The organism is Thiocapsa sp. (genome assembly GCF_018399035.1).
Lineage (GTDB): Bacteria > Pseudomonadota > Gammaproteobacteria > Chromatiales > Chromatiaceae > Thiocapsa.
Map to the genome: position 1 here is coordinate 1,675,352 of NZ_CP073760.1, position 26,111 is coordinate 1,701,462.

At 58.1% G+C, this 26,111-nt stretch carries 18 protein-coding genes and 2 pseudogenes; 17 read left to right on the forward strand and 3 right to left on the reverse strand.

Annotation, left to right across the window (positions count from 1 at the left end; all coding sequences use genetic code 11):
• Positions 1-109 precede the first annotated feature (109 nt).
• The 4 genes and pseudogenes from KFB96_RS07675 to KFB96_RS27480 all read left to right on the forward strand — a co-directional run bounded on the left by KFB96_RS07675 (position 110) and on the right by KFB96_RS27480 (position 7,706).
• Complete coding sequence (locus tag KFB96_RS07675) at positions 110-5,398, forward strand: GDSL-type esterase/lipase family protein (protein ID WP_213501868.1); 5,289 nt, start codon at positions 110-112, stop codon at positions 5,396-5,398.
• Position 5,399: 1 nt separating this feature from the next.
• Positions 5,400-5,870 carry a hypothetical protein gene (locus KFB96_RS07680; RefSeq protein ID WP_213462603.1) on the forward strand — a complete coding sequence of 157 codons (471 nt, stop codon included), beginning with the start codon at positions 5,400-5,402 and terminating at the stop codon, positions 5,868-5,870.
• 109 nt (positions 5,871-5,979) lie between these two features.
• Positions 5,980-6,987 (forward strand): annotated as a pseudogene (locus KFB96_RS27475) (transposase); the annotation flags it as partial.
• Positions 6,988-7,055: 68 nt separating this feature from the next.
• Positions 7,056-7,706: a transposase gene (locus KFB96_RS27480; RefSeq protein ID WP_367115036.1), complete on the forward strand. Its 651-nt coding sequence runs from the start codon at positions 7,056-7,058 to the stop codon at positions 7,704-7,706.
• A 7-nt stretch (positions 7,707-7,713) separates the two neighbouring features.
• Here KFB96_RS27480 and KFB96_RS26540 read toward each other — a convergent pair whose 3' ends face one another.
• Entirely contained in the window at positions 7,714-7,905 is a 192-nt protein-coding gene (locus tag KFB96_RS26540; RefSeq protein ID WP_300971808.1) for a hypothetical protein, read from the reverse strand.
• Between KFB96_RS26540 and KFB96_RS07695 the strand changes: the two are divergent.
• The 11 genes and pseudogenes from KFB96_RS07695 to KFB96_RS27485 all read left to right on the forward strand — a co-directional run bounded on the left by KFB96_RS07695 (position 7,886) and on the right by KFB96_RS27485 (position 21,586).
• Positions 7,886-8,559, forward strand: a pseudogene (locus KFB96_RS07695) (DUF4338 domain-containing protein). The gene KFB96_RS26540 and the pseudogene KFB96_RS07695 overlap by 20 nt on opposite strands.
• A 538-nt stretch (positions 8,560-9,097) precedes the next feature.
• Positions 9,098-9,679 carry a polysaccharide biosynthesis/export family protein gene (locus KFB96_RS07700; RefSeq protein WP_213462599.1) on the forward strand — a complete coding sequence of 194 codons (582 nt, stop codon included), beginning with the start codon at positions 9,098-9,100 and terminating at the stop codon, positions 9,677-9,679.
• 69 nt (positions 9,680-9,748) lie between these two features.
• The gene (locus tag KFB96_RS07705) at positions 9,749-10,930 is read left to right on the forward strand and encodes a hypothetical protein (RefSeq protein ID WP_213462597.1); all 1,182 of its coding nucleotides are present in this window, start codon (positions 9,749-9,751) and stop codon (positions 10,928-10,930) included.
• Positions 10,931-11,504: 574 nt separating this feature from the next.
• Positions 11,505-13,007, forward strand: coding sequence for a lipopolysaccharide biosynthesis protein (locus KFB96_RS07710; RefSeq protein WP_213465860.1), 1,503 nt, complete (start codon positions 11,505-11,507; stop codon positions 13,005-13,007).
• Between the two features lie 10 nt (positions 13,008-13,017).
• Positions 13,018-13,914, forward strand: coding sequence for a sulfotransferase domain-containing protein (locus KFB96_RS07715; RefSeq protein WP_213462593.1), 897 nt, complete (start codon positions 13,018-13,020; stop codon positions 13,912-13,914).
• A gap of 602 nt (positions 13,915-14,516) precedes the next feature.
• The gene (gene rfbF, locus KFB96_RS07720; protein WP_213462592.1) at positions 14,517-15,290 is read left to right on the forward strand and encodes a glucose-1-phosphate cytidylyltransferase; all 774 of its coding nucleotides are present in this window, start codon (positions 14,517-14,519) and stop codon (positions 15,288-15,290) included.
• A 669-nt stretch (positions 15,291-15,959) separates the two neighbouring features.
• Positions 15,960-16,520 (forward strand): dTDP-4-dehydrorhamnose 3,5-epimerase family protein, encoded by a 561-nt coding sequence (locus tag KFB96_RS07725; RefSeq protein ID WP_213462590.1) that lies wholly within the window; start codon positions 15,960-15,962, stop codon positions 16,518-16,520.
• Complete coding sequence (locus KFB96_RS07730) at positions 16,517-17,827, forward strand: hypothetical protein (protein ID WP_213462588.1); 1,311 nt, start codon at positions 16,517-16,519, stop codon at positions 17,825-17,827. Before KFB96_RS07725 ends, KFB96_RS07730 begins: the two co-directional genes overlap by 4 nt.
• Positions 17,828-17,981: 154 nt before the next feature.
• Positions 17,982-19,121: an NAD-dependent epimerase/dehydratase family protein gene (locus tag KFB96_RS07735; protein ID WP_213462586.1), complete on the forward strand. Its 1,140-nt coding sequence runs from the start codon at positions 17,982-17,984 to the stop codon at positions 19,119-19,121.
• Entirely contained in the window at positions 19,122-20,459 is a 1,338-nt protein-coding gene (locus KFB96_RS07740) for a UDP-glucose/GDP-mannose dehydrogenase family protein (protein WP_213462584.1), read from the forward strand.
• A 908-nt stretch (positions 20,460-21,367) separates the two neighbouring features.
• Entirely contained in the window at positions 21,368-21,586 is a 219-nt protein-coding gene (locus tag KFB96_RS27485) for a hypothetical protein (protein ID WP_367115075.1), read from the forward strand.
• A 340-nt stretch (positions 21,587-21,926) separates the two neighbouring features.
• Here KFB96_RS27485 and KFB96_RS07750 read toward each other — a convergent pair whose 3' ends face one another.
• Positions 21,927-22,811, reverse strand: a complete 885-nt coding sequence (locus KFB96_RS07750) for a sulfotransferase domain-containing protein (RefSeq protein ID WP_213462580.1) — start codon at positions 22,809-22,811, stop codon at positions 21,927-21,929.
• A gap of 79 nt (positions 22,812-22,890) precedes the next feature.
• A complete protein-coding gene (locus KFB96_RS07755; protein ID WP_213501875.1) occupies positions 22,891-23,124 on the reverse strand; it encodes a hypothetical protein in 234 nt (77 codons plus the stop codon).
• A gap of 682 nt (positions 23,125-23,806) precedes the next feature.
• Between KFB96_RS07755 and KFB96_RS07760 the strand changes: the two genes are divergently transcribed.
• The gene (locus KFB96_RS07760; protein WP_213462578.1) at positions 23,807-24,298 is read left to right on the forward strand and encodes a DDE-type integrase/transposase/recombinase; all 492 of its coding nucleotides are present in this window, start codon (positions 23,807-23,809) and stop codon (positions 24,296-24,298) included.
• A 97-nt stretch (positions 24,299-24,395) separates the two neighbouring features.
• Positions 24,396-26,105 carry a PQQ-dependent sugar dehydrogenase gene (locus KFB96_RS07765; RefSeq protein WP_213462577.1) on the forward strand — a complete coding sequence of 570 codons (1,710 nt, stop codon included), beginning with the start codon at positions 24,396-24,398 and terminating at the stop codon, positions 26,103-26,105.
• Positions 26,106-26,111: the final 6 nt, after the last annotated feature.

Sequence of the window (26,111 nt, forward strand, 5' to 3'; positions counted from 1 at the left end):
CGCCCCCCTGCCCGGCACGGCGGCCTTCACCGACAACGGCGACGGCACCGGGCGTTTGATCTGGACGCCCTCGGCAGGCGATGTCGCGGCCAGTCCCTACAGCCTCGTCGTGACGGCCTCCGACGGGGCCGGGGCGACCGACAGCGAAACCGTCGCGGTGACGGTGCTGCCGGCGTCCGGCGGCACCGGTCAATTGCAGACCACGCTGAGCGCCACCGCCAGTCCGGTGAACCTCACGGCCGAGGGCACGCTCGACTGGGTGCACTGGGGGCGCAGTACGCCCACCGACGTCAACCGCAAGGCCGACGCGGCGGCGCAGATCGGCACCCTGACGAGCATCGACGGGACCGGGTTCGGGCGTTTCAGCAATGGCGGGCGCCCCGCCTACACCTGGAGCGACGGGACGCCCACGGCGAGCGCGACCACCAACGCGGGCGTGGCTCTCGCCGGTGCGGGGCGCGGCTACGCGCTGACGGTGCCGGCCGACACCGAGGCGCGCACCTTGGTGGTCTACGTCGGCGGGTGGAACAGCAACTCCAGGCTCGACGTGAGTCTGAGCGACGGCAGTGCCGCGCCTTACAGCGTTGCCCTGTCGCCGTCGGACGGCAACCCGCTGCGCGATGACTACGACGTGCGCCTGGCGATCACCTATCAAGCCGCGAGCGCCGGGCAGACCCTGAATCTGCGCTACGAGCAGACCTCCGCCGGCGGGACCGTGAACTTCATGGCGGCGACCTTGCAGGGCGGCGGCAGTGCCCCGGTGAATCAGCCCCCGCAGCTCGATCCGATCGGTAATCGCACCGTGCAGGTCGGCGCGACCTTGACGGTGGACATCGCCGCCGCGGATCCCGACGGTCCGGCGCCGCTGGTGCTGGGCGCCGCCCCCCTGCCCGGCACGGCGGCCTTCACCGACAACGGCGACGGCACCGGGCGTTTGATCTGGACGCCCTCGGCAGGCGATGTCGCGGCCAGTCCCTACAGCCTCGTCGTGACGGCCTCCGACGGGGCCGGGGCGACCGACAGCGAAACCGTCGCGGTGACGGTGCTGCCGGCGTCCGGCGGCACCGGTCAATTGCAGACCACGCTGAGCGCCACCGCCAGTCCGGTGAACCTCACGGCCGAGGGCACGCTCGACTGGGTGCACTGGGGGCGCAGTACGCCCACCGACGTCAACCGCAAGGCCGACGCGGCGGCGCAGATCGGCACCCTGACGAGCATCGACGGGACCGGGTTCGGGCGTTTCAGCAATGGCGGGCGCCCCGCCTACACCTGGAGCGACGGGACGCCCACGGCGAGCGCGACCACCAACGCGGGCGTGGCTCTCGCCGGTGCGGGGCGCGGCTACGCGCTGACGGTGCCGGCCGACACCGAGGCGCGCACCTTGGTGGTCTACGTCGGCGGGTGGAACAGCAACTCCAGGCTCGACGTGAGTCTGAGCGACGGCAGTGCCGCGCCTTACAGCGTTGCCCTGTCGCCGTCGGACGGCAACCCGCTGCGCGATGACTACGACGTGCGCCTGGCGATCACCTATCAAGCCGCGAGCGCCGGGCAGACCCTGAATCTGCGCTACGAGCAGACCTCCGCCGGCGGGACCGTGAACTTCATGGCGGCGACCTTGCAGGGCGGCGGCAGTGCCCCGGTGAATCAGCCCCCGCAGCTCGATCCGATCGGTAGCTCGCACCGTGCAGGTCGGCGCGACCTTGACGGTGGACATCGCCGCCGCGGATCCCGACGGTCCGGCGCCGCTGGTGCTGGGCGCCGCCCCCTGCCCGGCACGGCGGCCTTCACCGACAACGGCGACGGCACCGGGCGTTTGATCTGGACGCCCTCGGCAGGCGATGTCGCGGCCAGTCCCTACAGCCTCGTCGTGACGGCCTCCGACGGGGCCGGGGCGACCGACAGCGAAACCGTCGCGGTGACGGTGCTGCCGGCGTCCGGCGGCACCGGTCAATTGCAGACCACGCTGAGCGCCACCGCCAGTCCGGTGAACCTCACGGCCGAGGGCACGCTCGACTGGGTGCACTGGGGGCGCAGTACGCCCACCGACGTCAACCGCAAGGCCGACGCGGCGGCGCAGATCGGCACCCTGACGAGCATCGACGGGACCGGGTTCGGGCGTTTCAGCAATGGCGGGCGCCCCGCCTACACCTGGAGCGACGGGACGCCCACGGCGAGCGCGACCACCAACGCGGGCGTGGCTCTCGCCGGTGCGGGGCGCGGCTACGCGCTGACGGTGCCGGCCGACACCGAGGCGCGCACCTTGGTGGTCTACGTCGGCGGGTGGAACAGCAACTCCAGGCTCGACGTGAGTCTGAGCGACGGCAGTGCCGCGCCTTACAGCGTTGCCCTGTCGCCGTCGGACGGCAACCCGCTGCGCGATGACTACGACGTGCGCCTGGCGATCACCTATCAAGCCGCGAGCGCCGGGCAGACCCTGAATCTGCGCTACGAGCAGACCTCCGCCGGCGGGACCGTGAACTTCATGGCGGCGACCTTGCAGGGCGGCGGCAGTGCCCCGGTGAATCAGCCCCCGCAGCTCGATCCGATCGGTAATCGCACCGTGCAGGTCGGCGCGACCTTGACGGTGGACATCGATGCCGCCGACCCCGACGGTCCGGCGCCGCTGGTGCTGGGCGCCGCCCCCCTGCCCGGCACGGCGGCCTTCACCGACAACGGCGACGGCACCGGGCGTTTGATCTGGACGCCCTCGGCAGGCGATGTCGCGGCCAGTCCCTACAGCCTCGTCGTGACGGCCTCCGACGGGGCCGGGGCGACCGACAGCGAAACCGTCGCGGTGACGGTGCTGCCGGCGTCCGGCGGCACCGGTCAATTGCAGACCACGCTGAGCGCCACCGCCAGTCCGGTGAACCTCACGGCCGAGGGCACGCTCGACTGGGTGCACTGGGGGCGCAGTACGCCCACCGACGTCAACCGCAAGGCCGGCACGGCGGCGCAGATCGGCGCCTTGACGAGTTTCGGCGGTGCTACGGTCGGGCGTTTCAACAACACCTCCCGACCGGCCTACAGTTGGAGCGACGGGACGCCCCGCGTAACCGCCACCACCTATGCGGGGTTACAGATTTCCGGCGCCGGCCGTGGCTACACATTGACCGCGCCGGCCGACACATCCGTCCGGACTCTCGTTGTCTACGTCGGAGGCTGGAACACCATCGGGCGCCTCGAGGCAAGCCTCACTGACGGGAGTGCCGTTCCTTACAGCGTGACCGTATCACCGCTGGACGACGACCCCCTTCGCGATGATTACGACGTCCGCTTCGCCATCACCTACCAGGCCGCGAGCGCCGGGCAAACGCTTACCCTCAGATACTCCGTAGAGAGCGGGAGCGGGGTGCTGAACTTCGCTGCAGCCACCTTACAAGGCACAGCAGCCTCTGCGATGGAACTCCCATTCGCCGACGATTTCTCGGACCCGCTGATGGCCGGCTGGATCGTCGCCGACGAGACCCCCGTCGCTTCAAATTGGACCGTCATCGGTGGACAGCTCCGCCAAACCACCGCGCTCAGCGCAAACTTCGTCGAAGCTTATCACCTAGGCTCCTATGCTTATCTCTCGAACGGGTTCGCTTTGGCCGATTACAAGATATCGATGGATGCCGAATACCTAGCAACCAACATAGGATCGGACATCGGGATGCTTGTGCGTTTTCGAGATCCTGGTAACTATTACCGCATATCGATTAATTCCCGGTACGGATTTACCCGACTTGAAAAACGCGTCAATGGCACGTTCTCCTCTCTCGCTACAGACTCCCGTGGAGTGTTCCCCGGCGAATTGCTGCAAATCGAGGTAGAGGTCAATGGTTCCACCATTTCCGTCCGCCGCAACGGCGAGCCGATCTTCGCCGTGACCGATACAAGCCACGCATCGGGCACTGTCGGCTTGTACACCGACGGACAGGTCAGTTTTGCGAATGTGGCAATCTCCGCGCCTCCCGAGCTCCCCGCCATCACATTGAACAAACCACTCGCCTACCTCACTGAACAAGCAGACGGCTCCCTAATTGCGTCGGCCATTACATCCAATGCTCCCGAGGGAAGCAGGGTCCGCTTCGCGCTATCGCAAAACAATGGCGCAGGCATCACTGAGATCGACTCCCTTTTCGACTCCACCCCACCCTACGAGGTCGACTTTTTCGCTACTGCGGGAAACTACGAGGTTCGGGCAACACTCCTTGATTCCTCCGGGGTCGCACTTGCAAGCGACACCAATAGCAACATCGGCGTCGGAGGCGAGTATCTAGTCGGCGTGGGCGACAGCATTACTAACGGCACCGGCGATAACTATCGAAGCGACAATATCTCCGCGCTCGGCAGGGTCGTGGCGTTCCGCGGATACCAAGCGGTCCTCACCGACCTTCTGGATATCACTCAGCCACCACAAACCAATATTGTCTTCAACGAGGGTATCCCCGGTGATACGAGCACCAATCTCACGTCACTCCGAATCAGTGCTATTCAGGCTCGGCACCCCGAGCTTGAAACGGCTCTCGTGATGATCGGGACCAACGATGCGAACCGGGTTTTGTTTACGCCTTCCGGCTTAGGATGCAGTGGCTCTTCGTGCACCGGCACATACAAAGGAAACGTCCAAGAGCTCGTTGACAAGCTCCGATGGTCAGACTACCCCCTCAACACGCAACCCTCCGGCGTGACTCCGGTCGTTGCTCTGCCTCCGCCTGCGTGGAACTCCGATACTCCCTGGACTTCGACGGTGAACAACCGAATCCGGGATTATATACGGGTCATCGAGGAGGAGCTCGTGGGCATCGTCATTGGCCCGAACTTTTTTGATTTCTTCATGCCAAGCGCCAACACGGATTACAGGAGCCTCTTCTCCGATACTCTTCATCCAAACGGTCTAGGCTATTACGTCATGTCCTATCTCTGGCATGAGGCTTTGAATCGCGACAACCCAAGCGCTCTCCTTCCTTTGCCTTTTGTCCTGCAAGGTTTGACCGTGCCAAGCGCTCCACAGGCTCAACAGAACCTGCTCGAGATCGGAAACCCCTATCAGCTCGACACTGATTTCCGCCTCGTCAGCGTTCCTAGCGAGCTCGATCGCGGCCGCTGGATAATGCTCCCCAATGCCGACATCGGGAACAGCGCCAACGGCTATTTAAGCTTCGAGGTCGACAGAGATGTCGACGTCTATATTGCGTACGACAGCGCCGCAACTGCCCTGCCGCCCTGGTTGGTTTCTTTTGATCCCACTTCCGCCACCGTGGTGACGAGTAACCCCATAGCCGGCTCGCTAAGGCTTTATCGTAAGACTGTCACGGCATCAAGCAGCGCACCCGTTCTCATAACACTCGGCGGAAATACAGGCTCGATGACCGGAGCGAATACAAATTATGTTGTTATCGTCGTTGAGAAATAATATGAAGAATCGGGTGCGCCTGCTCTCGCCGCTGACTCTCGCCTGCGTCATTTTGGGTGTCGCAAGCCATGGCACTCAGACCGCATGTGCGTCGGATTCCGTCGCGATGCAGACGGCTGAGGTAGAAGCCGAACTCGTCCTACGGGAATACTTTTCCGCGATCAGATCGGGCAGCGCATCAAAACTTCGCGACATTTCCGGGGAGCCGCTTCGGTCTAAGTTCGGAGATCATCTGAACCATCCGGCTTATCGCGCCAACATCGTCAAGACATACAAAGGCGCCAAATTTTCGCTTATCGCTTCACCCGTGGTTCAAGCCGACTACGTTCAAGCAACTGTTGAGATAACGTTGGAAACGTCGGAACGCATCCGGGAGCGCATTACGCTCACCCGCGACCCGCTGTCGCACCGCATGATGCTGATCGATGTCGAGGCGGTGCCTCTCGACACATCAGACAGATCCGCAGAGTAGGGGCCCGTTCTGGATCGAGGTGGTAGCGTCCTGTAAACATTCGGTCACGCCTTCCGGGACGCAGAGAAAGTACGGGACACAGACGTAGAAATCACGTACAACGTGTGCCATGGAAGGCACGACACGTCTCGATCCATCTGCGGAGCGACCGCATCCATGCCTCGGCACGGCTGGCGGCAAGGGGTCGCGTTTCGCTCGGGAATGGGTCACGATCAGCAAACAGGAGCACATTGACCTGCGTGCGCGGGCCAACTACTGGGAAGCGCAGCATGCCCGCGCGAAAGCCCAGGTCGAGGCGTTGACGCAGGAGGTGGCGCGCAAAGAGGCCACCATCAAAGACCTGAGGCAGCGGCTGTTCGGCAAGAAGAGCGAGAAGCACGGTCCGCTGCCCTCGGAGAAGGAGCGGGGCGACGGCGACGACGCGCCCCAGCGCAAGCGCGGCCAGCAGCCGGGCCGTGCGGGGCATGGCCGGACCCCACGCCCGACGCTGCCCGTGGTTGCCGAACAGCATGCTCCGGCCGATGGGCAGAGCGCGTGTCCGCACTGCGGTTTGCCTTATCGGCGCACGCCGGCGCTGGACGAGCAAAGCACGGTGATCGAGGTGCAGGTGCGCGCCTATACGCGGCGCATCACCCGGTGTGCCTACACCCGCGATCCCGGTTGCTGCTGTGAGAACACCCCGGCCGTGATCAGCGCACCGCCGCCGGCGCGCCTGATCGCACGCAGCCCCTTCGGCGTGAGCTTTTGGGTCGAGATGCTGCTGGGCAAATATCGCTACGGCCAACCGAGCAACCGGTTGCTCCAAGACCTCGCCGATCAAGGCTTGCCGGTCTCCCCCGGCACGCTCGCCGGTGGCCTGCAGCGTCTCACCGGGTTGTTCGAGCCGGTGCTCGAGGCGCTGTACTGCAAGCAGATGAGCGAGACGCTATTCAACAATGACGAGACCCGCTGGGAGGTCTTCGTCGATCTGGAGGGCAAGGTCGGAACGCGTTGGTATCTGTGGCTGACGCGCTCGGCCTCGGTGGTGTTCTACTGCATCGATCCGAGCCGCAGCGCGGCGGTGCCCGGCGCGCATTTCGCCGGCTTGCAGGGCGAGCGCGCCATCATCGTCTGCGATCGCTACAGCGCCTACAAAAGCTCGCGCGCCTGGCCGAGAACATCTTGCTGGCGTTCTGCTGGGCGCACGTGCGCCGCGACTTCCTGGAGGCGGGGCGCGCGCTGCCCGCGTTGGAACCTTGGGCGCTGGACTTCAAAGCGCGTATCGGCATGCTCTACCATCTCAACCAACAGCGTCTGGCGCACTGGGATCCCGATCGCCCCTTGGCGCAGCAAGGCGCGGCGTTCGAGCACGCGCAGGCGGCCTTGCAGGCGGCGCTGGCGGACCTGCACGCCGAGGCCGAACGGCTGTTGGCGCAGGACGACACCGACGCGACCCTGCCGAAGGTCGCCCGCGCCCGGTGCAAGCGGGTGCTCACCAGTCTGCTTCACCATTGGTCGGGGCTGACGGTCTTTGTCGCGCATCCCGAGGTGCCGATGGATAATAACCGTGCCGAGGAGACGATCCGCACGCCGGTCATCGGGCGCAAGAACTATTACGGCTCGGGTAGCCTGTGGAGCGCGCAGCTCGCCGCGACGCTGTTCTCCATCCTGCAGACCCTGGCGCTGTGGGGGATTAATCCGCGTGCCTGGCTGACCGCTTATCTCAACGCCTGCGCCGATGCCGGCGGACAAGCTCCGAGCGTGCTGGCGGAGTTCCTGCCTTGGTCGATGGATGCCGCGCGTCGTGCCGAACTGTGCCGACCCGCCGCGCCGCCGACCGGCATCGACAGCTCATGAGTCATCGCTACTGCGGGCGCGACTTCCAGGCCGAGGAGATCGCGCTGATCCGCGCACTCATCGCCGAGGACCCGCCCCGCAGCCGCGCAGCGCTGTCGCGCTTGACCTGCCAAGCGCTCGCCTGGCACACCGCCAACGGCGGTTTGAAGGACATGTCCGCCCAGGTGGCCATGCTGCGGATGCACAACGACGGGCTCATCACGCTGCCGCCGCCGCGCAACCGCCGGCCCGATGCGCGCGTGCGCCTCAGCGCGCTCAGCGATCCGCAACCGCGCCTCGAGCAACCGGCCGCCGCGCTCAAACCACTGACCTGGTCGCGCGTGCAGCACAAAGCCCAATCACGGCTGTGGAACGAACTCATCGAGCGCTACCACTACCTCGGTCATACCCTCTTGCCGGGGGCGCAGCTGCGCTATCTGGTCTACGCCGCCGAGCAGCCCGTCGCCGCGCTCGGCTTCGGTGCCGCAGCTTGGATGTGCGCTCCGCGCGATCGCGACATCGGCTGGAGTCATGCACAACGTGAGCGCCATCTCCATCGGGTCGTCAACAATGCCCGCTTCTTGATCCTACCCTGGGTCCACTCCAAAACCTCGCCTCCATGCTCTTGGCGCAGGCGGCCAGGATCCTGCCCGAGGATTGGCTGGCGGTCTACGGCTACCGCCCGCTGCTGCTGGAGACCTTCGTGGAGACACCGCGCTTTCGCGGCACCTGCTACAAGGCCGCCAACTGGACCTGCTTGGGACAAACCAAAGGCCGCGGAAAACTCGGCCAAGCCGGAAAACAAAGCGAACCCATCAAGGACATATGGATTTACCCGCTGGACCGACGCTTCCGCGAAGTGCTTACCCGTTGATTCTGATGGGTAGGGGTAGACCGAATATTTACAGCGTCCTGGCGGTAACCCCCTGTTTCCAAATAGACAACTACTCCTCCGCCAAGACCTCCGACACCGAATCGACCCTCCCCTTTCCGCGCTTGTCCTAACACTAGTTTCCCGACCCCCAGACAAAGCCTTGCGCGTTACGGTTCACCCGCCTAGGATTCGGGGAATTGTTGCCCCAAACTAGCCGCACGGTTAAACTGGGCTCAGGCGTCAACGGTCTCTAATCTACATGGACGAAGTGAAATCCAAGACCAACGAGTCAGAAAACCTTGTCGGAATGCATCGCCGCCCGGCGATGCGCACCCCCTCCGGTCGGAAATCTCCAAATGAGTCGTTCGTGCTTGCGAGGCATGCTTGTCACTTGAACCAGTTGGTGCCGCATTTTCCAGGGAGAGTTGCCACCTTACTGCGTAACGACAAAGCCAAATTCACTTCAAGGCCAAAGAGCATGACCATTTCTGATCTCCGGGGGTTTGTAACGGGCTCCCCGACTCCAGAGCGAGGTTCCATGAAATATTTCTATTCGGCAGTAGCACGACCATCCTTACGAATGGTCGTTATGCTCTGCATTCTTTGCATACTTCCCACGAACGCTTTCGCCACCGACGGTTACAGGCTAACTCCGGGCGACGTCGTTGCCGTATCCGTCTGGCAAGAGCCTGGCCTTGAGCAACTTGTCCTCGTGCGGCCCGACGGAGGTATCTCCTTTCCACTTGCTGGCGACATCAAGACCGAAGGACTTACTGTTCAGGAACTGTCTGATGCGCTGAAGAAGAGACTGGCAAAGTTTATCCCGGACCCCGTGGTGACCGTAACTCTCCAAGAAATTCCAGGGAACAGGATCTACGTCATCGGGCAAGTCAACAAACCGGGAGATTTCCCCATCGTTGCACGGGACGTGACCGTTGTGCAGGCACTGGCAATGGCCGGCGGGCTAACGCCATTTGCTAAGGAGAGGGATATTCGGATTCTTCGGAAAGAAGGGGATAAGCAACAAACGATACCTTTCGACTACCGCCAGGTAAAGAAGGGCGGTTCCCTCGCCCAGAACGTCACTCTGAAGGCAGGTGATGTTGTTCTCGTTCCCTGATGTCCGTTCCGCCGACGAGCGACGACGGGTATGATTTGGGTCCTTCGCACGCGCCAAACGGAATACCCGATGTCACTCGTACGTAGCATCGTCTGCTCAGCATGTTTGTTGTTTTCCAACGTCACGCTTTCCGATCAGTGGTACCTCTCTCCAACTGCATCGTTGAATACGTTCTACGACACGAACGTTCGTCTTTCCAACACCAATCCCGAAAACTCGTTCGGCGCAACAGCAATTGCGGGGGTCGCTGCGGGCAGGGCTACCGAGACCTCAGACGTCGCCGTAAAGGCGGAAGTGAACAGCCGCTGGTTCTCCGACGTGCCTGACTTCGACAGGACCAATGGTGCACTCTACTTCAAATCTTTTCAGCAGCTTGAGCGCATTCGCCTTGGCCTCAACGGACGATTGAACTATGACTCCACCGAAACGAGCGAAGAACAGACCTCAGGTCTTGTCCAGGTCAACAAGCGCCGAACCCGTGCTTTTCTTCAGCCTTCTCTCCGATACAGCCTGACCCAAAGAACCGACATCAGCGCCATCCTGAGCTACGAGGCGGTTACTTACGAGGATGTGGAGAACATTCCGTTATTTAATTTCACGTTCGGCACCGCCGAAGCTGGAATCCGGTACCGATTGACTGAACGGCTCAATCTCGTGTCCAGCCTGTCATACGACCGGTACGAGGCGGAAAGCGTGGAACGTTCGTCAAACACCTACGGCATCACCGCCGGTGCCGAATACGAAGCTTCGCCTACACTGTCTGTCCGCGGTTATGCAGGTACGCAGTCCTCAGAGTCAACAGGTCTCGCATCCGACGACGGGACGGAGAACAGCAACACAACAGGGTTCCAGTTCCAACTCCGGGTCGCGAAGGAATTCGATAACGGCAAGCTCGTCTTAAACGCAGATCAAGGTCTGATCCCCACTGGCCGTGGTACACTTTTGGATACCACTTCGCTTTTTCTGGGTTTTGACTACGCGATAAAGCCTAGATTGGACCTGAGATTAGCCGTCCGCACATATCGCAACAGGGAACCCGGAGGCGAAGCAAGTGTGAACAACCGTGATTTCGTTCGGCTTGAACCGAAACTGGCCTACAAGTTGACCCGCAACACGAACTTGGAGCTTGGTTATCAATATCGTTTTCAGGATCGGGAGAGCATCGATGGCTATGCAACCTCAAATGCGGTCTTTCTGACACTTCGTTACAGTGGCGATAAGTACGACCTGTACGATGTTGCTCAGTTTTGATGCCGCAGCATCCTGCGTCCCGTTCGCGCGACCCAATCCAACTACGACTCTCCGGCTCAGGGGTTATAGTGAAACGTCTCAAGCTATCCCGAGCGGCTCGGTGCATAAATAGATATTCCGGAATACGGCAGTCTTTTCTGGTTAAAAACATTTACCCCTAACCCGCTCCAGCGATGCGGTATTTCACTCGCTAGGGATCAGTTCAACAACCAAAGACGCCTTTCGTATTTCCTACCGCTTTCGGGCCCGCTTCGCGCCGCCGATTACGTCTCGTCACTTCTCGGCACCCAAGGGTCTAAACGAAACATCATCACGTTTGAGTTCAACGGACATGCCTGAACATACTGCGCACTTAGACCTCTACTCTAGCATCTGGAGGCGCCGTAAGTGGTATTTCCTCCTTCCCTGGTTCTTTCTCTTATCCGCTTCGGTGGCTCTTGCACTCGGCCTACCCGCAATCTATCGGTCGACAGCGACCATACTGATTGAACAGCAGAATATTCCCGAAGACCTTGTCCGTTCCACCGTTACTAGCTATGCGGGCGAACGAATCCAAGTGATCAGTCAGAGAGTCATGACCACCGAGAATCTCGGACGTCTCATCGAAGAATACGATCTCTATCCGGATCTTAGGCGTGATTACGGCTTGCGCGCTGCCGTCGCGCAGATGAGAACAGATGTCACGCGAGAAATGATAACCGCACAGTTCGCCGATCCACGGAGCGGCCGAGCTACGAGCGCAACAATCGCTTTCTCTGTCTCTTATGACTCAGGTTCGGCCTCTAAAGCCCAGGAGGTTGCTCAGGCAATCGCCGATCTTTACCTCAGCATCAGCCTAGAGGAGCGGACACGAACGGCGCGCGAATCCACAACCTTCTTAGAACAGGAATCCCAAAGGCTCGGCGCTGAAATCTCCGCTCTCGATGCAACCCTCGCTCGCTTTAAGGAAGAACATGGCGACCGTCTCCCCGAGAATATGCGGCTGAATCTCGACTTCATGCAACGAACGGAAGATCGGATCCGGACGAATGTCCAGGAAATCACGGCTCTTGAGGAACAGGTCATCTACCTCGTCTCCGAGCTCGCGCTGATGGACCCCTACGCCGCCGTCTATACCTCGACCGGTGAGCGTGTGATGAGTCCTTCCGACAGACTGAAATCGCTGGAAGCCGAGTATCTCGAAATCGCATCTCGCTATTCTCCAGCCCACCCCGACCGTATCAGAATCGAACGCGAGATGAACAAATTGCGCAGTATCGTGGGCGAACCCGACAATCGACGGGATCTCGCCCGGCGGCTCGGTGAACAGCAATCCGAATTAAGTACCTTGATGGAACGTTATTCAAAGGACCACCCCGAGGTTCAAAGATTGACCCGTGAGACCCAATTGACACGACAGCAGCTGTTGCGCAGCAACAGCGGTCGCGGTTCTCTTGAAGTATCCGACGCGGACAATCCAAGCTATATTCAACTTCAGGCTCGCCTGGCGGCAGCCGAATCTCGACTCGATTCGCTAAGGAAGACGGCAGCCGAGTTGGCAACGGCACTCAAAGGATACGAGGAGCGGATACTCAGTGGACCACAGGTGGAAAGGGAGTATCAAGAACTCGCCCGCGATCGTGAACTTTTGGTTGCGACATACAGCGACATCAACTCTAAATTGAATGAGGCGAAGCTCGCCGAAACTCTAGAGGCCGAAAGCCGTGGTGAGCGGCTCTCATTGATCGATCCGCCGACGGTGCCGACAGAGCCTCATAGCCCCGACCGAGTCGCGATCATGTTCTTCGGCTTTGTACTCTCTGTTGGAACTGGCATCGGGCTTCTTGCGTTTAGAGAAGCGACAGATGAGCGAATTTACGGCGCGCGTCCGATACAAACCATCACTGGGCATATGCCCCTTGTGCTGATACCGAAGATGCTGACCGCTCAAGACATTAGATCACACCGCGCCAAGACAACGAGGATAGCCCTAATCCTTGGCTTAGTCGCTATCGCCTCGTTGCTGATTGTTCATTATTTCTTCCTTCCCGTCGACTCCTTGTGGTCATCACTTTTTCCCGCGTCTGTTGATCCGTGAGGGTCCTCTTATGCTAAACGTGCCGAACGCGATGATAATCGGAGCGCAGAAGGCCGGTACTACATGGCTCTGGGATGCTCTAGCGGAGCATCCCGAAGTTTCTGTGCCAACCTCCAAAGAGAACCACTTTTTCGGCTCCTCAGAGCTCTATCGTAAGGGACTGCCGTGGTATCTCTCTCATTTCGATGGCCTGGACGGAAACAAAGTGATCCTTGATGCTGCCACCACGAATTTCTACGACCGGGTACCCTACTGGCACAATGCCGGAAGAGAGCTGAAGTTCGATGATGAATTAGCACCGATACCGAAGTTGATCGTTGACGCCATCCCCGACGTGAAGGTGATCGTCTCGCTTCGAAACCCCGTTACCCGAGCGATCTCCGCATATCACCATTGGATGAGGAGGCAGTTTCTCCTCAATCCTGCTGAAAACGGTCGAGCCTCACCATGGCTCGGTCTTGAGCGAACAGCTCAGCAATTTCCAAAGTTCCGGATATTGGAATATGGGTACTACTCCAAGTACCTGTCGGCGTGGCGGGAGTATCTACCGGAAGATCGAATGCTTGTACTCATTTTTGAAGACGACATCAAGGCCGACCCCCAGTTCGGTCTCAAGAAAACGTGCGATTTTCTCGGAATCGATGCGAGCTTCTCTTATACCGTCGACAAGTCTGAGTCGAATGCCAGTTGGACTTGGTCTCGGATTCTTCTGAACTATTACACGAAACCTTTAATGCGGTGGATCCACCGGGGGCCGATTCGCTGGGCAACAGATGAATGGGATCCGGCTAAGAAGATGTCGATTAGGGAAAGTGACCTTTTTTTCCTCCGTGCGCGCTATGCAGGAGAGAAGGAAAGGGTGGAAGCACTGCTCGGCCGTTCTCTGGAATCCTGGCGAATGGACTAAAAGGCCCTTAGTTCCCATTTACTACGCGGTGGATTTAAGTGATTTTCCGGGAAAAAGAACACACCGGCATGCCTAGGCACCTAAATTCGCTTCCACATGCATGTTGCCATTAGAAGCAGGGATATTAGTTCACGGTAATCGCGTGGGTTATCCGTTAACTCGCGACCGGCCGGCACCCGGCGCCGAGAAAAATGGATGAATTTTGTGGTTCCGACATCGTGAAGTAGACGTGACGTGAAACCGCCCAGTCATTATCGCCACGGTAATCTCCTAGCCGGTATCACACCCTACGATCCACTAAGAGCCCCGCCGGTATGCGGGCGGAGATGGCGTCAAAGTCTACCTTGGAGCTCAATTTTCTGCTCTGCCTTCGATAGCCTGAGACGATCACAAAAATGATCATGTCTTTTAGGTCGACGCCAGACAGGTTGCGCAGCAGCTTGACGGAGGATATTTTGGGCATCGGATCTACAGGTGAGCGTGGTTTTAAGCGAGAGCCCCATATCGAATGATTAATAAGATACCGACATTACTGTGAGTAATTTTACCAGTAAATTTTCAACGTCTAACAGCTTAATCATTCAGATCCTAGTTGAGGCATTATGAAAACAGTGATTTTCGCCGGCGGTTTAGGGACACGGTTAAGCGAAGAAACCAGCATTCGCCCGAAGCCCATGGTAGAGGTCGGTAATCGACCTATCCTCTGGCATATAATGAAAACTTATTCCGCACACGGAATTGACGAGTTCATAATTTGCTGCGGCTATAAGGGTTACGTTATTAAAGAGTACTTTGCCAACTATTTTCTGCACATGTCAGATGTCACCTTTGACCTGCGCTACAACCAGATGAATGTCCTCTCCGGCAATGCCGAGCCTTGGAAAATTTCGCTGATCGACACGGGCGAAAACACCATGACCGGTGGCCGCCTCAAGCGAGTACGCGAACATATAGGCTCTGAAACATTTTGCTTAACCTACGGCGATGGCGTCAGCGACGTCAACATCACGGAGCTGATTAGATTTCACCGGAGCCAGGGCAGTTTAGCGACGCTAACAGCGGTTCAGCCTCCCGGGCGGTTTGGAGCGATCGCGCTCCACGAAGGGCAAACGAAGATCAAGTCGTTTCAAGAAAAGCCCGAGGGTGACGGCGCCTGGATCAACGGCGGTTACTTCGTAGTAGAGCCCCAGGTGATTGACCTGATCGAAGGCGATGATACCGTTTGGGAGCAGGGCCCGATGACCAAGCTGGCCAGTATGGATCAGCTCTCCGCATTTAGGCACAGTGGTTTTTGGCAACCGATGGATACCCTACGGGATAGAACTAAGCTTGAAGAGCTCTGGGCTGCAGGTAAGGCCCCCTGGAAAGTTTGGTGAGCGTGCTTAACGTTGCTATTATCCAGGGCAATCGCATCGCCTGCGCCTAATGCTTAGATTCGCGGATGGGGAGCACTGACCCGCTGTCCGGAGCCGCTCAAAGAGGGTTTCTCCGGTTATCACTCGTCCCGACGGGGACCTTGAGGCGTTCGTTCTTGATGCTGAGTTTGCTGCTGACGTTCTTCAGCCGCGACATTGGGATGTGGCGCAACACCGCGAGGTTATCTCGGGGCTGCGTCTTGCCGCGCGGCAGTCTTCTACCGGTGGCGACCTGCCCGACTATCGCCCTGTTGGCCGTCGCCTACGCGCTAACTAGGTGCAACTCCACCAAACCGTTAGCGCGGTTGTCGGAGTGGTGCAACATCTTGCAGTCGATGGCGATGATCACAGTGTCAAGCAGGCTGTACCTGAGCCACAGCACATCGCGCGGGTCTTCAAGGACGCTGAACTGGCCCACAAGGGAGGAATCGGTTTCCGGTATCGCCATCGTCGCAGCTGCGTGAACTTAAAACTCCGCGCATTGCGACGGCTAAATGATGGCGTGTCTAGAATTATATCTTAATTTTGTGATGCAATTGCCCTCCGCTACCCCCTACATTGGTTATCAATGCTTAGATCCAGCTTGCATCCAATCGAGGAAATTCACGCTTTTATGTCTGGAGAGTATAGATGCATTTTGAGGAGTCACCCCTTGGCGGAGCGTTCATTATTTCATTAGATCCACGGGAAGACGATCGCGGTTCTTTTTCTCGAGCTTATTGCACTCAAGAGTTTGAACGCCACGGTCTCAAAGCCGTTGGAGTTCAATGCAATATGGCTTTGAATTTTCACCAGGGAACCCTGAGGGGCCTACATTACCAAGTGCCCCCGGCTGCCGAGGCCAAGTTCTTTCGGTGTATCAGGGGAGCCAACTACCACTTCATAGTGGATATGAGGCCAGACTCCTCTACTTACCTAAAGCACTTTGGTCTCGAGCTATCGGCCGACAATCGGTTAGGGCTCTATATCCCTGAGCTATTTGCCCATGGCTACCAGGCTCTGACCGATGGCTCAGAGGCGTTTTATATGGTGAGCGAGTACTATACACCCGGTTGCGAGCGAGGCCTGCGCCATGACGATCCGACCCTGGGCATTAAGTGGCCTCAAGCTGTGACCACCATTTCCGACAAAGACACCGCCTGGCCCCTGTTGCCATGCCTGCCAACTACCCAAGCAGAGGTTTCCCGATGATTATTGTCGATCAAGCCCTAAAAGCTCGTCATGAAGCGGGTAAACCAGTTCGAGTCGGCTTGCTAGGTGCGGGCTTTATGGGGCGGGGTATCGTCAACCAAATCGTTAATTATACCCCGGGCATGGATTTAGTGGCAATCGCCAACCGCACGGTCGAGTCGGCGGTCAAGGCTTACAACGCAATGGGCGTTGAGAACGTGAAGATCGTCTCTGCCCTAGGCGACCTTGAGGACACGATCACCCAAGGTCAGTGCGCCGTTACCGACGACCCCCTGCTGCTATGCGAGTCAGAGCATATTGACGTGCTGATCGAAGCGACTGGCCATGTGGAGTACGGAGCTCGAGTCACTTTGGCGTCGATCGAGCACAAAAAGCCCATGGTGCTTATGAATGCCGAGCTCGACGGCACCGTTGGTCCCATTCTTAAGGTTTACGCTGACCGGGCTGGAGTTGTGATCACCGGCTGCGACGGCGACCAGCCTGGTGTGCAGCTTAACCTCTACCGCTTTGTCAAGAGCATCGGCCTCAATCCCCTGCTCTGCGGAAACATCAAAGGCCTGCAAGATCGCTACCGCAACCCCACCACTCAGGAGAGCTTCGCCAAGCAGTGGGGGCAGACAGCTCACATGGTGACCAGCTTCGCCGATGGCACCAAGATATCCTTCGAGCAAGCCATTGTCGCCAACGCGACGGGCATGAAAGTAGCCCAGCGAGGCATGTTGGGCTACCACTCCACCGCTCACGTCGATGATATGCTCGATCTGTATGATATCGAGCGGCTCAAGTCCCTGGGGGGCATCGTTGACTACGTGGTCGGGCCAAAGCCTAGCCCCGGCGTGTTCATCTACGCCACCTGCAATGAGCCCATCCAGGCCCACTACCTCAACTACGGCAAGCTTGGGGAAGGCCCGCTCTATTGCTTCTACGTGCCCTATCACCTGACGGTGTTCGAGGTGCCGCTGTCTGCCGCCCGGATCGCCCTGTTCCGCGACGTGATCATCGCCCCCTTAGGTGAGCCGGTGGTCGACGTGATTACCACTGCCAAAATTGATCTCCCGGCTGGCCAAACCCTCGACGGGCTTGGGGGCTACCACACCTATGGCCAGTGCGAAAATTCTGGCATTGTTAACGAAGACAACCTACTGCCGATGGGTCTCGCCGAGGGGTGTCGTCTGAAGCGACCGGTAACCAAGGATCAGGTGCTGACCTACGACGATGTTGAACCACCCGCCGACAGCGTCGCCCACCGGCTGCGGGCCGAGCAAAATGCTTACTTTGCCAAGTCCAAGATGGCTGCGACGGTGTAGGGACTCCCTTGCAATATCCTGAACGGAGACTGGATCCGCATGATTATGTTCCTACGTCGCTGGGACAGGGCACCGAGTGGGATGTCCTTCCAGTCCATTCCTAGTCTCTAGAATTCTAGTCTCTAGAATTCCTAATTTTTATAAGGAAACTGTAATGGCCCAAGTACCGAGTCTGGCTTCCCCGAAGACGGCAGAAGAAGTCGTTCAGACCGATCTAAACTATATTTGCAAGCACCTATCGGAAGAGTTCTCTGCTCTGTCGAGCAAAAATCTGTTAATTACCGGTGGCGCAGGTTTTTTGGGCTACTATCTAGTGCAGGCTGTGCTGCATTGGAATAAGGCGAACCCCGCGGCCAAGCCCATTCACCTCACCATCTACGACAACTACATCCGTGGTGTACCCGAGTGGCTGACTCATCTTTCCGGCAACCCCAATCTGGAGTTGCTCAAGCACGACATCACTAACCCCCTGCCTGAGACCATCGGTAACTTTCAGTTCATTATCCACGCCGCTTCTATCGCGTCTCCCACGTTTTATCGCAAGTATCCTATCGAGACGATGGATGCCAATGTGAACGGCCTTCGCTTTTTGCTTGAGTATTGCTTACAGCAGAAAGCGAAGGGCAATCCTGTAGAAGGGTTCTTGTTCTACTCGACCAGCGAAATCTACGGAGACCCCACCCCAGAGAGCATTCCCACCCCGGAAACCTATCGCGGTAACGTGTCTTGTACTGGACCTCGGGCCTGCTATGACGAGTCGAAGCGATTCGGCGAAACCCTCTGCGTCAACTTCGCACTTCAGCACGACCTGCCAATCAAGATCGCTCGCCCGTTTAACAACTACGGGCCGGGCCTCAAGATTACCGATCGCCGCGTGCTTCCCGACTTCGCTCGGGATATCTTCAACGAACGCGACATCGTGCTGCTGTCTGACGGTTCGCCCACCCGCACCTTTTGCTACATCGCCGATGCAATCGTTGGCTACTATAAAGTCCTGGTGAAAGGCCATCCCGGGGAATCCTATAACGTCGGCGTTGAAACCCCCGAGATCTCTATGGCAAACCTAGCCGAGCGTGTCGTGGGCCTAGCTCGTGACCTTTTTGACTATCGTGGACAGGTCGTGCGCCGAACCAGTGGCGACCAGGACTATCTGATCGATAACCCCAACCGCCGCTGCCCCATTATCGACAAGGCCCGTGATCACGTAGGCTATAACCCTAACATCACCATCGACGACGGACTGAGGCGAACCATAGTCTGGTATTCCGGCAATCGTGAAGCGGAGGACGCATAAATGAAAGTGGCTGTTGTTGGAACGGGTTATGTTGGCCTAGTGTCGGGCGCCTGCCTAGCTGAGAAGGGCCACGATGTTGTTTGTGTAGAAATTGATCAGGCCAAGGTTGACCAAATTAACCAGGGCATTCCGCCCATCTACGAAGCTGGCCTAGAGGATCTGCTTAAGGCTAATGTGGGTACCCGATTGCGGGCCACCACTGATCTGCGTACTGCGGTGATGGACTCTCAGATCTCTCTGATTGCCGTGGGCACTCCGTTTCGTGGCGATGAAATTGACCTAACCTTCATTGAGACCGTGGCCCGTCAGATTGGCGAAGTGCTGAAGGATAAGGCTGACTACCACGTGGTGGTGGTCAAGAGCACCGTTGTGCCCGGCACTACCGATGAAGTGGTCCTCCCCATTCTGGAAGAAGCTTCCGGCAAAAAGGCCGGGGCAGACTTTGGGGTGGGCATGAATCCCGAGTTCCTCAAGGAAGGCGAAGCGATTCCCGACTTCATGAATCCTGATCGCATCGTGCTAGGCGGCATTGATGATCGCAGCCTGGCTACCCTGCGGGAAATGTACAGTGTGTTCGAGGGGATCGACCAGCTCGAAACCAATTGCAAAACCGCCGAGATGATCAAGTACACCGCCAACTCGCTGCTGGCAACCATGATTTCGTTTGCCAACGAGATCGGTAACCTCTGCGCCGCTGTCGGTGGGATAGACGTAACGGACGTGACCAAGGGCGTACACCTCGACAAGCGCCTCACCCCGATTCTACCCAGTGGCGAGCGCATTATCCCCACCTTCACTACCTACATTGAGGCGGGCTGCGGCTTTGGCGGTAGCTGCTTCCCCAAAGATGTTAAAGCACTCAACGTCTTTGGGGCAAAGAAGGGGATGCCGATGCGGCTTCTTAACGCCGTCATCGACGTGAACGCAGTGCAGTATAAACAGGTGATGAGCAGGCTGGCGAAGCATTTCCCCAACCTTGAAGCGGTGCGTGTTGCAGTCTTGGGGCTGGCCTTTAAGCCCGGCACCGATGACATGCGCGAATCGCCAGCCATTCCGATTGTGCAGGAGTTGCTGGCGGGGGCAGCCAAGGTAAAAGCGTTCGATCCGGTGGCTACCCACGAAGCTAAAAAGATCTTTGAAAATCAGCCCATTCAGTACTGCGACACCCTCGCCGAAACGGTTGAGGACGTGGATGTAGTGCTACTACTCACCCGGTGGGCTGACTTCAAAGCGCTGCCAGATCTCCTCCAAGGGGTAGCGAACCCACCTCTGGTAATTGACGGTCGCCGCATGCTTGACAAGGCTGCCTTTCCCCGTTACGAGGGGATTGGCCTATAGTGGAGCCGTATGGGTTACCCGAAGTTGTAACGCTGGCCAGATCGCTTAGGACAAGGGCAGCTGCCATAGCCAGCCCTTGGACGCTATCTGGCTCTCCATCGCCACTCCAGGTTGTCTTCAGCTTGCCCTAACCACCGGGCACATCGGCATGGGCACCGGCACATTTAAGGAAAGAGTTGCGCAGCTAGATCCTGACTTTATCGACTAGTTCAGCGCCACCAGGGCCAAGCCCGAAAAAATTGACCTTCAGGAGTTCGTATCCGCACCGTGATCGGATGCCGTCAGTGCTGACCGAGGTCCTCGCGTTTTTCTGCCAATAGCAGTGGCGCAATTCGGCTTTCGCCGGGCATGACCTGTTTTTTGAACCCTCAGTAGAGTGCTTCACACATTTTTTTGGGGTAACGGGGTCGCAGTTTCGCATAGCGTCAGCGATCGCTGGGAATCAACTCCGGAGTGCAAGTAATATGGTTATTTTTAGGCGGATACGGAAAAAGTTGCTCGTCGGTCTTGCGAAGGCTTTTGCGGGCGCTCAGAGCGACCTCGAAGGATCGGCGCTGCCCCGTTTTGGTAACAAACCTACAGACTTGACCATCCAACTTCCTCACCGTATCGAAAACCCTCAGCACATTTTTCTTGGAAATGGGGTAAGACTCGGACCGAACTGCGTCCTTAACGCCAAAGAGTCATACCCCGGGAAATGGATGAAGCATCCCGAGGAACGGCATATAAGACAAGAGTTCAACCCGCTAATTCGGATTGGCGACCGAGTGACTGCAACATCTGGACTACAAGTAATCGCTCTTCAAGAAATCACCATTGAAGACGACGTAATGTTCGCGTCCAACATATACATTTCCGACGGTATGCACTCGTACGCGAGCGCACGTACTCCCTATAAATATCAAGGAATGACCAAACCCCAACCGATCCGAATAGGATTAGGAAGTTGGATCGGGCAAAACGTAGTGATCATGCCTGGGGTCTCCATAGGGACATGCACCATCGTAGGCGCCAATAGCGTGGTCACTCGGAACCTTCCGAGTCGCGCAATCGCGGTTGGGGCCCCAGCGCGGGTGGTGAAGCTATGGAGCGACGAACGCGAGGAGTGGGAAATCGCGCAGAAATGATGCTCGTCTATTACCGCTAAGACTCCATGCGAGTCGGTGATGCGTCTGCCGCAGCGCTGGCACTGTCCGCTGTCTCGGGTGCTGTGCGCATGAATTTTCGGCACATCGGCGTCCGTGATGTCGACTAGCTCGATTGCGATCTCCGTCAGTCCGAGCACGCGTAGGAGTTGGCTCCGGTTGATCATCGGCTTTCCATCGAGTTAAAGATGTTTTAATGGAAGTTTACCGAGGCCGGTTTCGTAGAAAATTGATTTCGCTCGACTTAGGGCTCCCTGAGATCCGGGAGAGCCTTCCTGTTCAGGCACTAGCCTAACTGTCTGGAATGAAGATCGAGCCTTGATTATCGCAAATGAAGATCACCACGATGAGGTGAATATCCCATTTTTTCCATTACTGGAAAAAAATTTCGTTCTATTTTCTCAATGACCTCCGCAGACATCTCTTCATTCCAGCTATCTATTTTTCCCTTTCGCATAAAAAAGCCGCGTGCACCTTTTTCGCCTGGATAAGATTCCGCGCCAAATTTCTTTTCATTCGCTCGCATATTGGAAAAACTGCCTCTCGTGCGAGCCAGCTCAATCGTATCGTCGCTGCAATCTAAGCCGATGAAATCGCTCAATTTTTTTAGGGTGCCGCTACAATTCGTTTTCAGATCCTCATATTTGACAAAAATTACAGGTTGCCGCTCCGCACGTTTCAACCAATTTTCCACCTGCCGATCCCATCGAATGAGGTGTGGTTCCAAGCTTTTTATACAACCCTCTGACAGCATCTCATCAACAAAATCCGAAATTGACCAATCGGTGCTGCGGGTATCATGGACGCAGTGATGGTAATACGAAAGCAATGCAGCTCGGGGATCCCTTACAATATAGATTGTTTTAGGATATAATCCAGGATACTTGGGAGCTTCATTTCTAAAGATGCGCGGAGAATGAAGCCCCTCGTATTTGCCGATGGACTGGTCCCAATTATGGATGGTTGGAACAAAATCACCGATATTTGACGTATTCACCCGCTCCTCATGATCGTTTTCCGCAAGGACAGCCAGCATGAACGCTAACCAAGTATTGCCAGATTTAGGATGGCCCACCAAAAAAACATCTGAGTCTCTAAGCATTCCGGAAAAGTTGATGCGTTCCTTAGCGGCCTTCATCCTCTTCTTGACAAAAGAGGGGAGCAGTGCCTTTATAACTGATTTTCCACCTGAAACAGTCTTATTCATGCTATCACTCATTAAATTTTTTAAGGCTTATTGTTTGTAACTGAAGTTTCCCGTTTTCATCATGCGACCAGCCCCATGATTACAGCGATGAGGGGATTTCGGGTGCCGTGGCCGGATCGCCGCAACCGACCCCGAGACAGACGTCGGCGAGGTCGTGCGCGAAGACTCGGCGCAGATCGGCATGGGCATATTCGGTGCGCCGCGCGGGGGCCTGCTCTAAGCTGGCCCCGGAAATCCAAGTGATGGTGGTAGCTACCACGCAGAGTGCAGATGGTTGGTGAACGCATCGGGTTGCGGGTCTGCGTCTGGGCACTCCCGTTCTCCTACGTGATTATACGCCGAAGCGAGCCCGCATTCATCTTCAACCGCTTGATTATTACGCCCAGCCACCTTCCCTGATGGGTTCTCGCCCTTAGATCGTCAGCTTTCATGACGGAGATCGGAGGGCCTCCCTCGGGGTGCTTGAACAACAGCACCCGTCGGGAGAGGATCTTGTTTGCGAAGACAAAGACTGCATCAGTGTGCTACGCCCTGCTGGAAAGCCCCACGTTTTCCCCTTGCTGCTGCACATCGCCGAGGCCGCCCTAGAGGCCGGTTGCCCCGCCCGCGGCGGCGTGCTGCATCGGGCCGACTATCCCCGTAAGCCCCAGGACTGTCCGACGCCGTGGCGCGAGGCGTTCGCGACGCCTCGAAGCTTGTGCTGTACGCATTGTCCACCCCCAAGCGGCGGGCTCGGCTGCAACGCTGGCGATCCCGTTCCGCACCCTGCGGCGCTGGCAGACCTGATGGGGGAACAGCTGCCGAAGACCCTGTGTCGGCGATCTGTTGCAGGGCTAAGCGTTACAGGCGGACCCGTGGGTGGTTACGCGAGGGCAGGGTCGCGTGTCAACCGAGTGGAGTGTTTGCGCATCGAGTCCCCGCTCGAATTGATCTTGTAGGCGCAGTGCACGAGGCGTAGCGGTCGCTACGGCGAGGAGGCGCAACGCCGTCCCGGCGTGCACGGGACGCACCCTGCTCCGAATCAGGTCTGGGGTGCCGACATCGCCAACCTGTGGACGGATGAACGCCGGCTTGTACTAGGCCATCGCGCTGGACCTGTTCAACTGCGACGTCGGTGGCTGGTCGCTGTAGCCGCGCATGAGGCCGATCTGGTCGGCGACGCGCTGACCATGGGTTGGTTTCGACACAAGCCGGCTCTGGGGCTGAACCACCATTCCGATCGGGGGAGCCAGTACGCGAGTCAGGTGTTCCATGCCAAGCTGGCCCAGTACGGCATAGTCTGCTCGATGAGCCGCAAGGGCAATTGCTGGGACAATGCCCCGACCGAGAGCTGGTTCAACACCTTCAAGAACGAGCGGGTCTTCGGGGAGCGCTTCACCACCCGGCACGCCATGAAGGCCACCGCCTTCGCGTACATCGAGGTGTTCTACGTCCGCTTGCGTCTGCATTCCACCCTCGGTTACGCTTCAGTGGTGCAGTTTCTGTGAGACTGGATCAACACGTGGCAGGGAGAACAACAGGTCGCATGAACCCCTGCCCTTTGGAAGTCGAAAACCGAGGGAACCCCAGGGCCAGAAAACCGTGATGACCTTACCCACTTTGCAGAAATCGTTTCTTGCGTTGATGTTTACCATGGCGGTAGGTGCCGGAGCGGTTTTCCTGGGATTTTTGGTCGGGAAACATGAATTCCCACCGCATGGCCTGCTCGAAAAGGCTGAAAAACGGCTCGTCGGAGCGTTCCGCAGCTCGCAGCGGCAGTCCGCAAAACAAGCCGCGGACCCGTACCGTGCCGACATCGACTCGATATTTTTGCGCTTCCGTGCCGAGGGCGTAAAGATTCCAGTCACGAGAACCGGTGCCGGCGGCGGCCTAACCTCGTTTGGGACCGATGTGCTGCTCCTGACACATGAGGGCAGGATCTTTGCCGCCACTGGTCCTGATGCGGTCCGAGAGACGCAAATAGAGGCGCCGAACAACGGCTTCGCGGACTATGTGGTGGCTGCCAAGGAAGCACCGTACCAAGATTACAGGCACAACTTCAAAACCTTTCGCTACAACGATATCTCGCATTACGACACGGGCAGCGATCACGGGCTTCTCCTTTCTTACACCGATTTCGACAAGGACAATACCTGCTACCAAACGGTGGTGGCGCAGCTGCCGCTGGGCCGCGAGATTAAGCTGATCGATCAAGTTGACGCCAATGCCGAGGATTGGCGCATCGTTTTTCGGACGCGACCCTGCCTACCCCTGAAAAAGCCGTTCCGAGCCATTGAGGGACATATGGCAGGCGGACGCATGGCCGTCCGTGGGTCCACGCTCTATCTTGGTAGCGGAGACTACCATTGGGACGGAGTTTACGCGCCAGAAGTCTTAGCCCAGCGGCCCGAAGCCGACTACGGAAAAGTGTTCGCGATCGACCTGGCCACGGGCGATGCCCGGCAGGTCTCGATGGGCAACCGCAATGTGCAAGGTATCGCCGTCGACCGGGACGGCACGGTGTGGACGGCTGAGCACGGGCCGCGCGGTGGCGACGAGTTGAACCGAATCGTGCAAGGATCGAACTACGGCTGGCCGTCTGAGACACTGGGCACCCAATACAACGGGCTACCCTGGCCGCTTGCCAGATCCATTGGTAGGCACGATAGCTTTACGCCACCCGTGTTCGCGTGGCTACCCTCGGTTGCGACATCGAGTTTAACCCTGATTGAGGGTGTGGACGCGAGCTGGGATGGCGATCTGCTGATGGGGACGCTACGCGATACAAGCCTCTACCGCATTCGGATCGAGGAGGGTCGGGTGTTGTTCGCAGAGCGCATTCCCATCGGCGAACGGCTACGCCATGTCCACCAACATGGCGACGGCCGCATCGTGCTTTGGACCGACAACCATGATCTGATATTTATGACTCGTTCTAGGGGCAGCTCTGTCGCGCAGTTCATCGAACAATACTTGAGGACAAACGTCCAGGGCGACACGACGGCCAAGAGTGTCGAGGAAACGCTTTACGCCTGCATGGAATGCCACTCGTTAGAGCCCGGCGCCAATTTTAATGCACCCAGCCTCGCGAGGATCTACAATGCCCCGGTCGGGTCAACCGGATACCAGAATTACTCTGCAGCGCTGAAATCGCTTTCCGGGCAGAGGTGGTCCTCGGAAAATCTGGTGGCGTTCCTGAACGACCCTCAAGCCTACGCAGCCGGCACTTTGATGCCCTCGGCGAGCCAAAATGACCCGGTCGTGACTATGGAGCTGGTCCGGTTGCTGAAGGCGCTCTCCGAGTCGGTCGAATGATCCGTG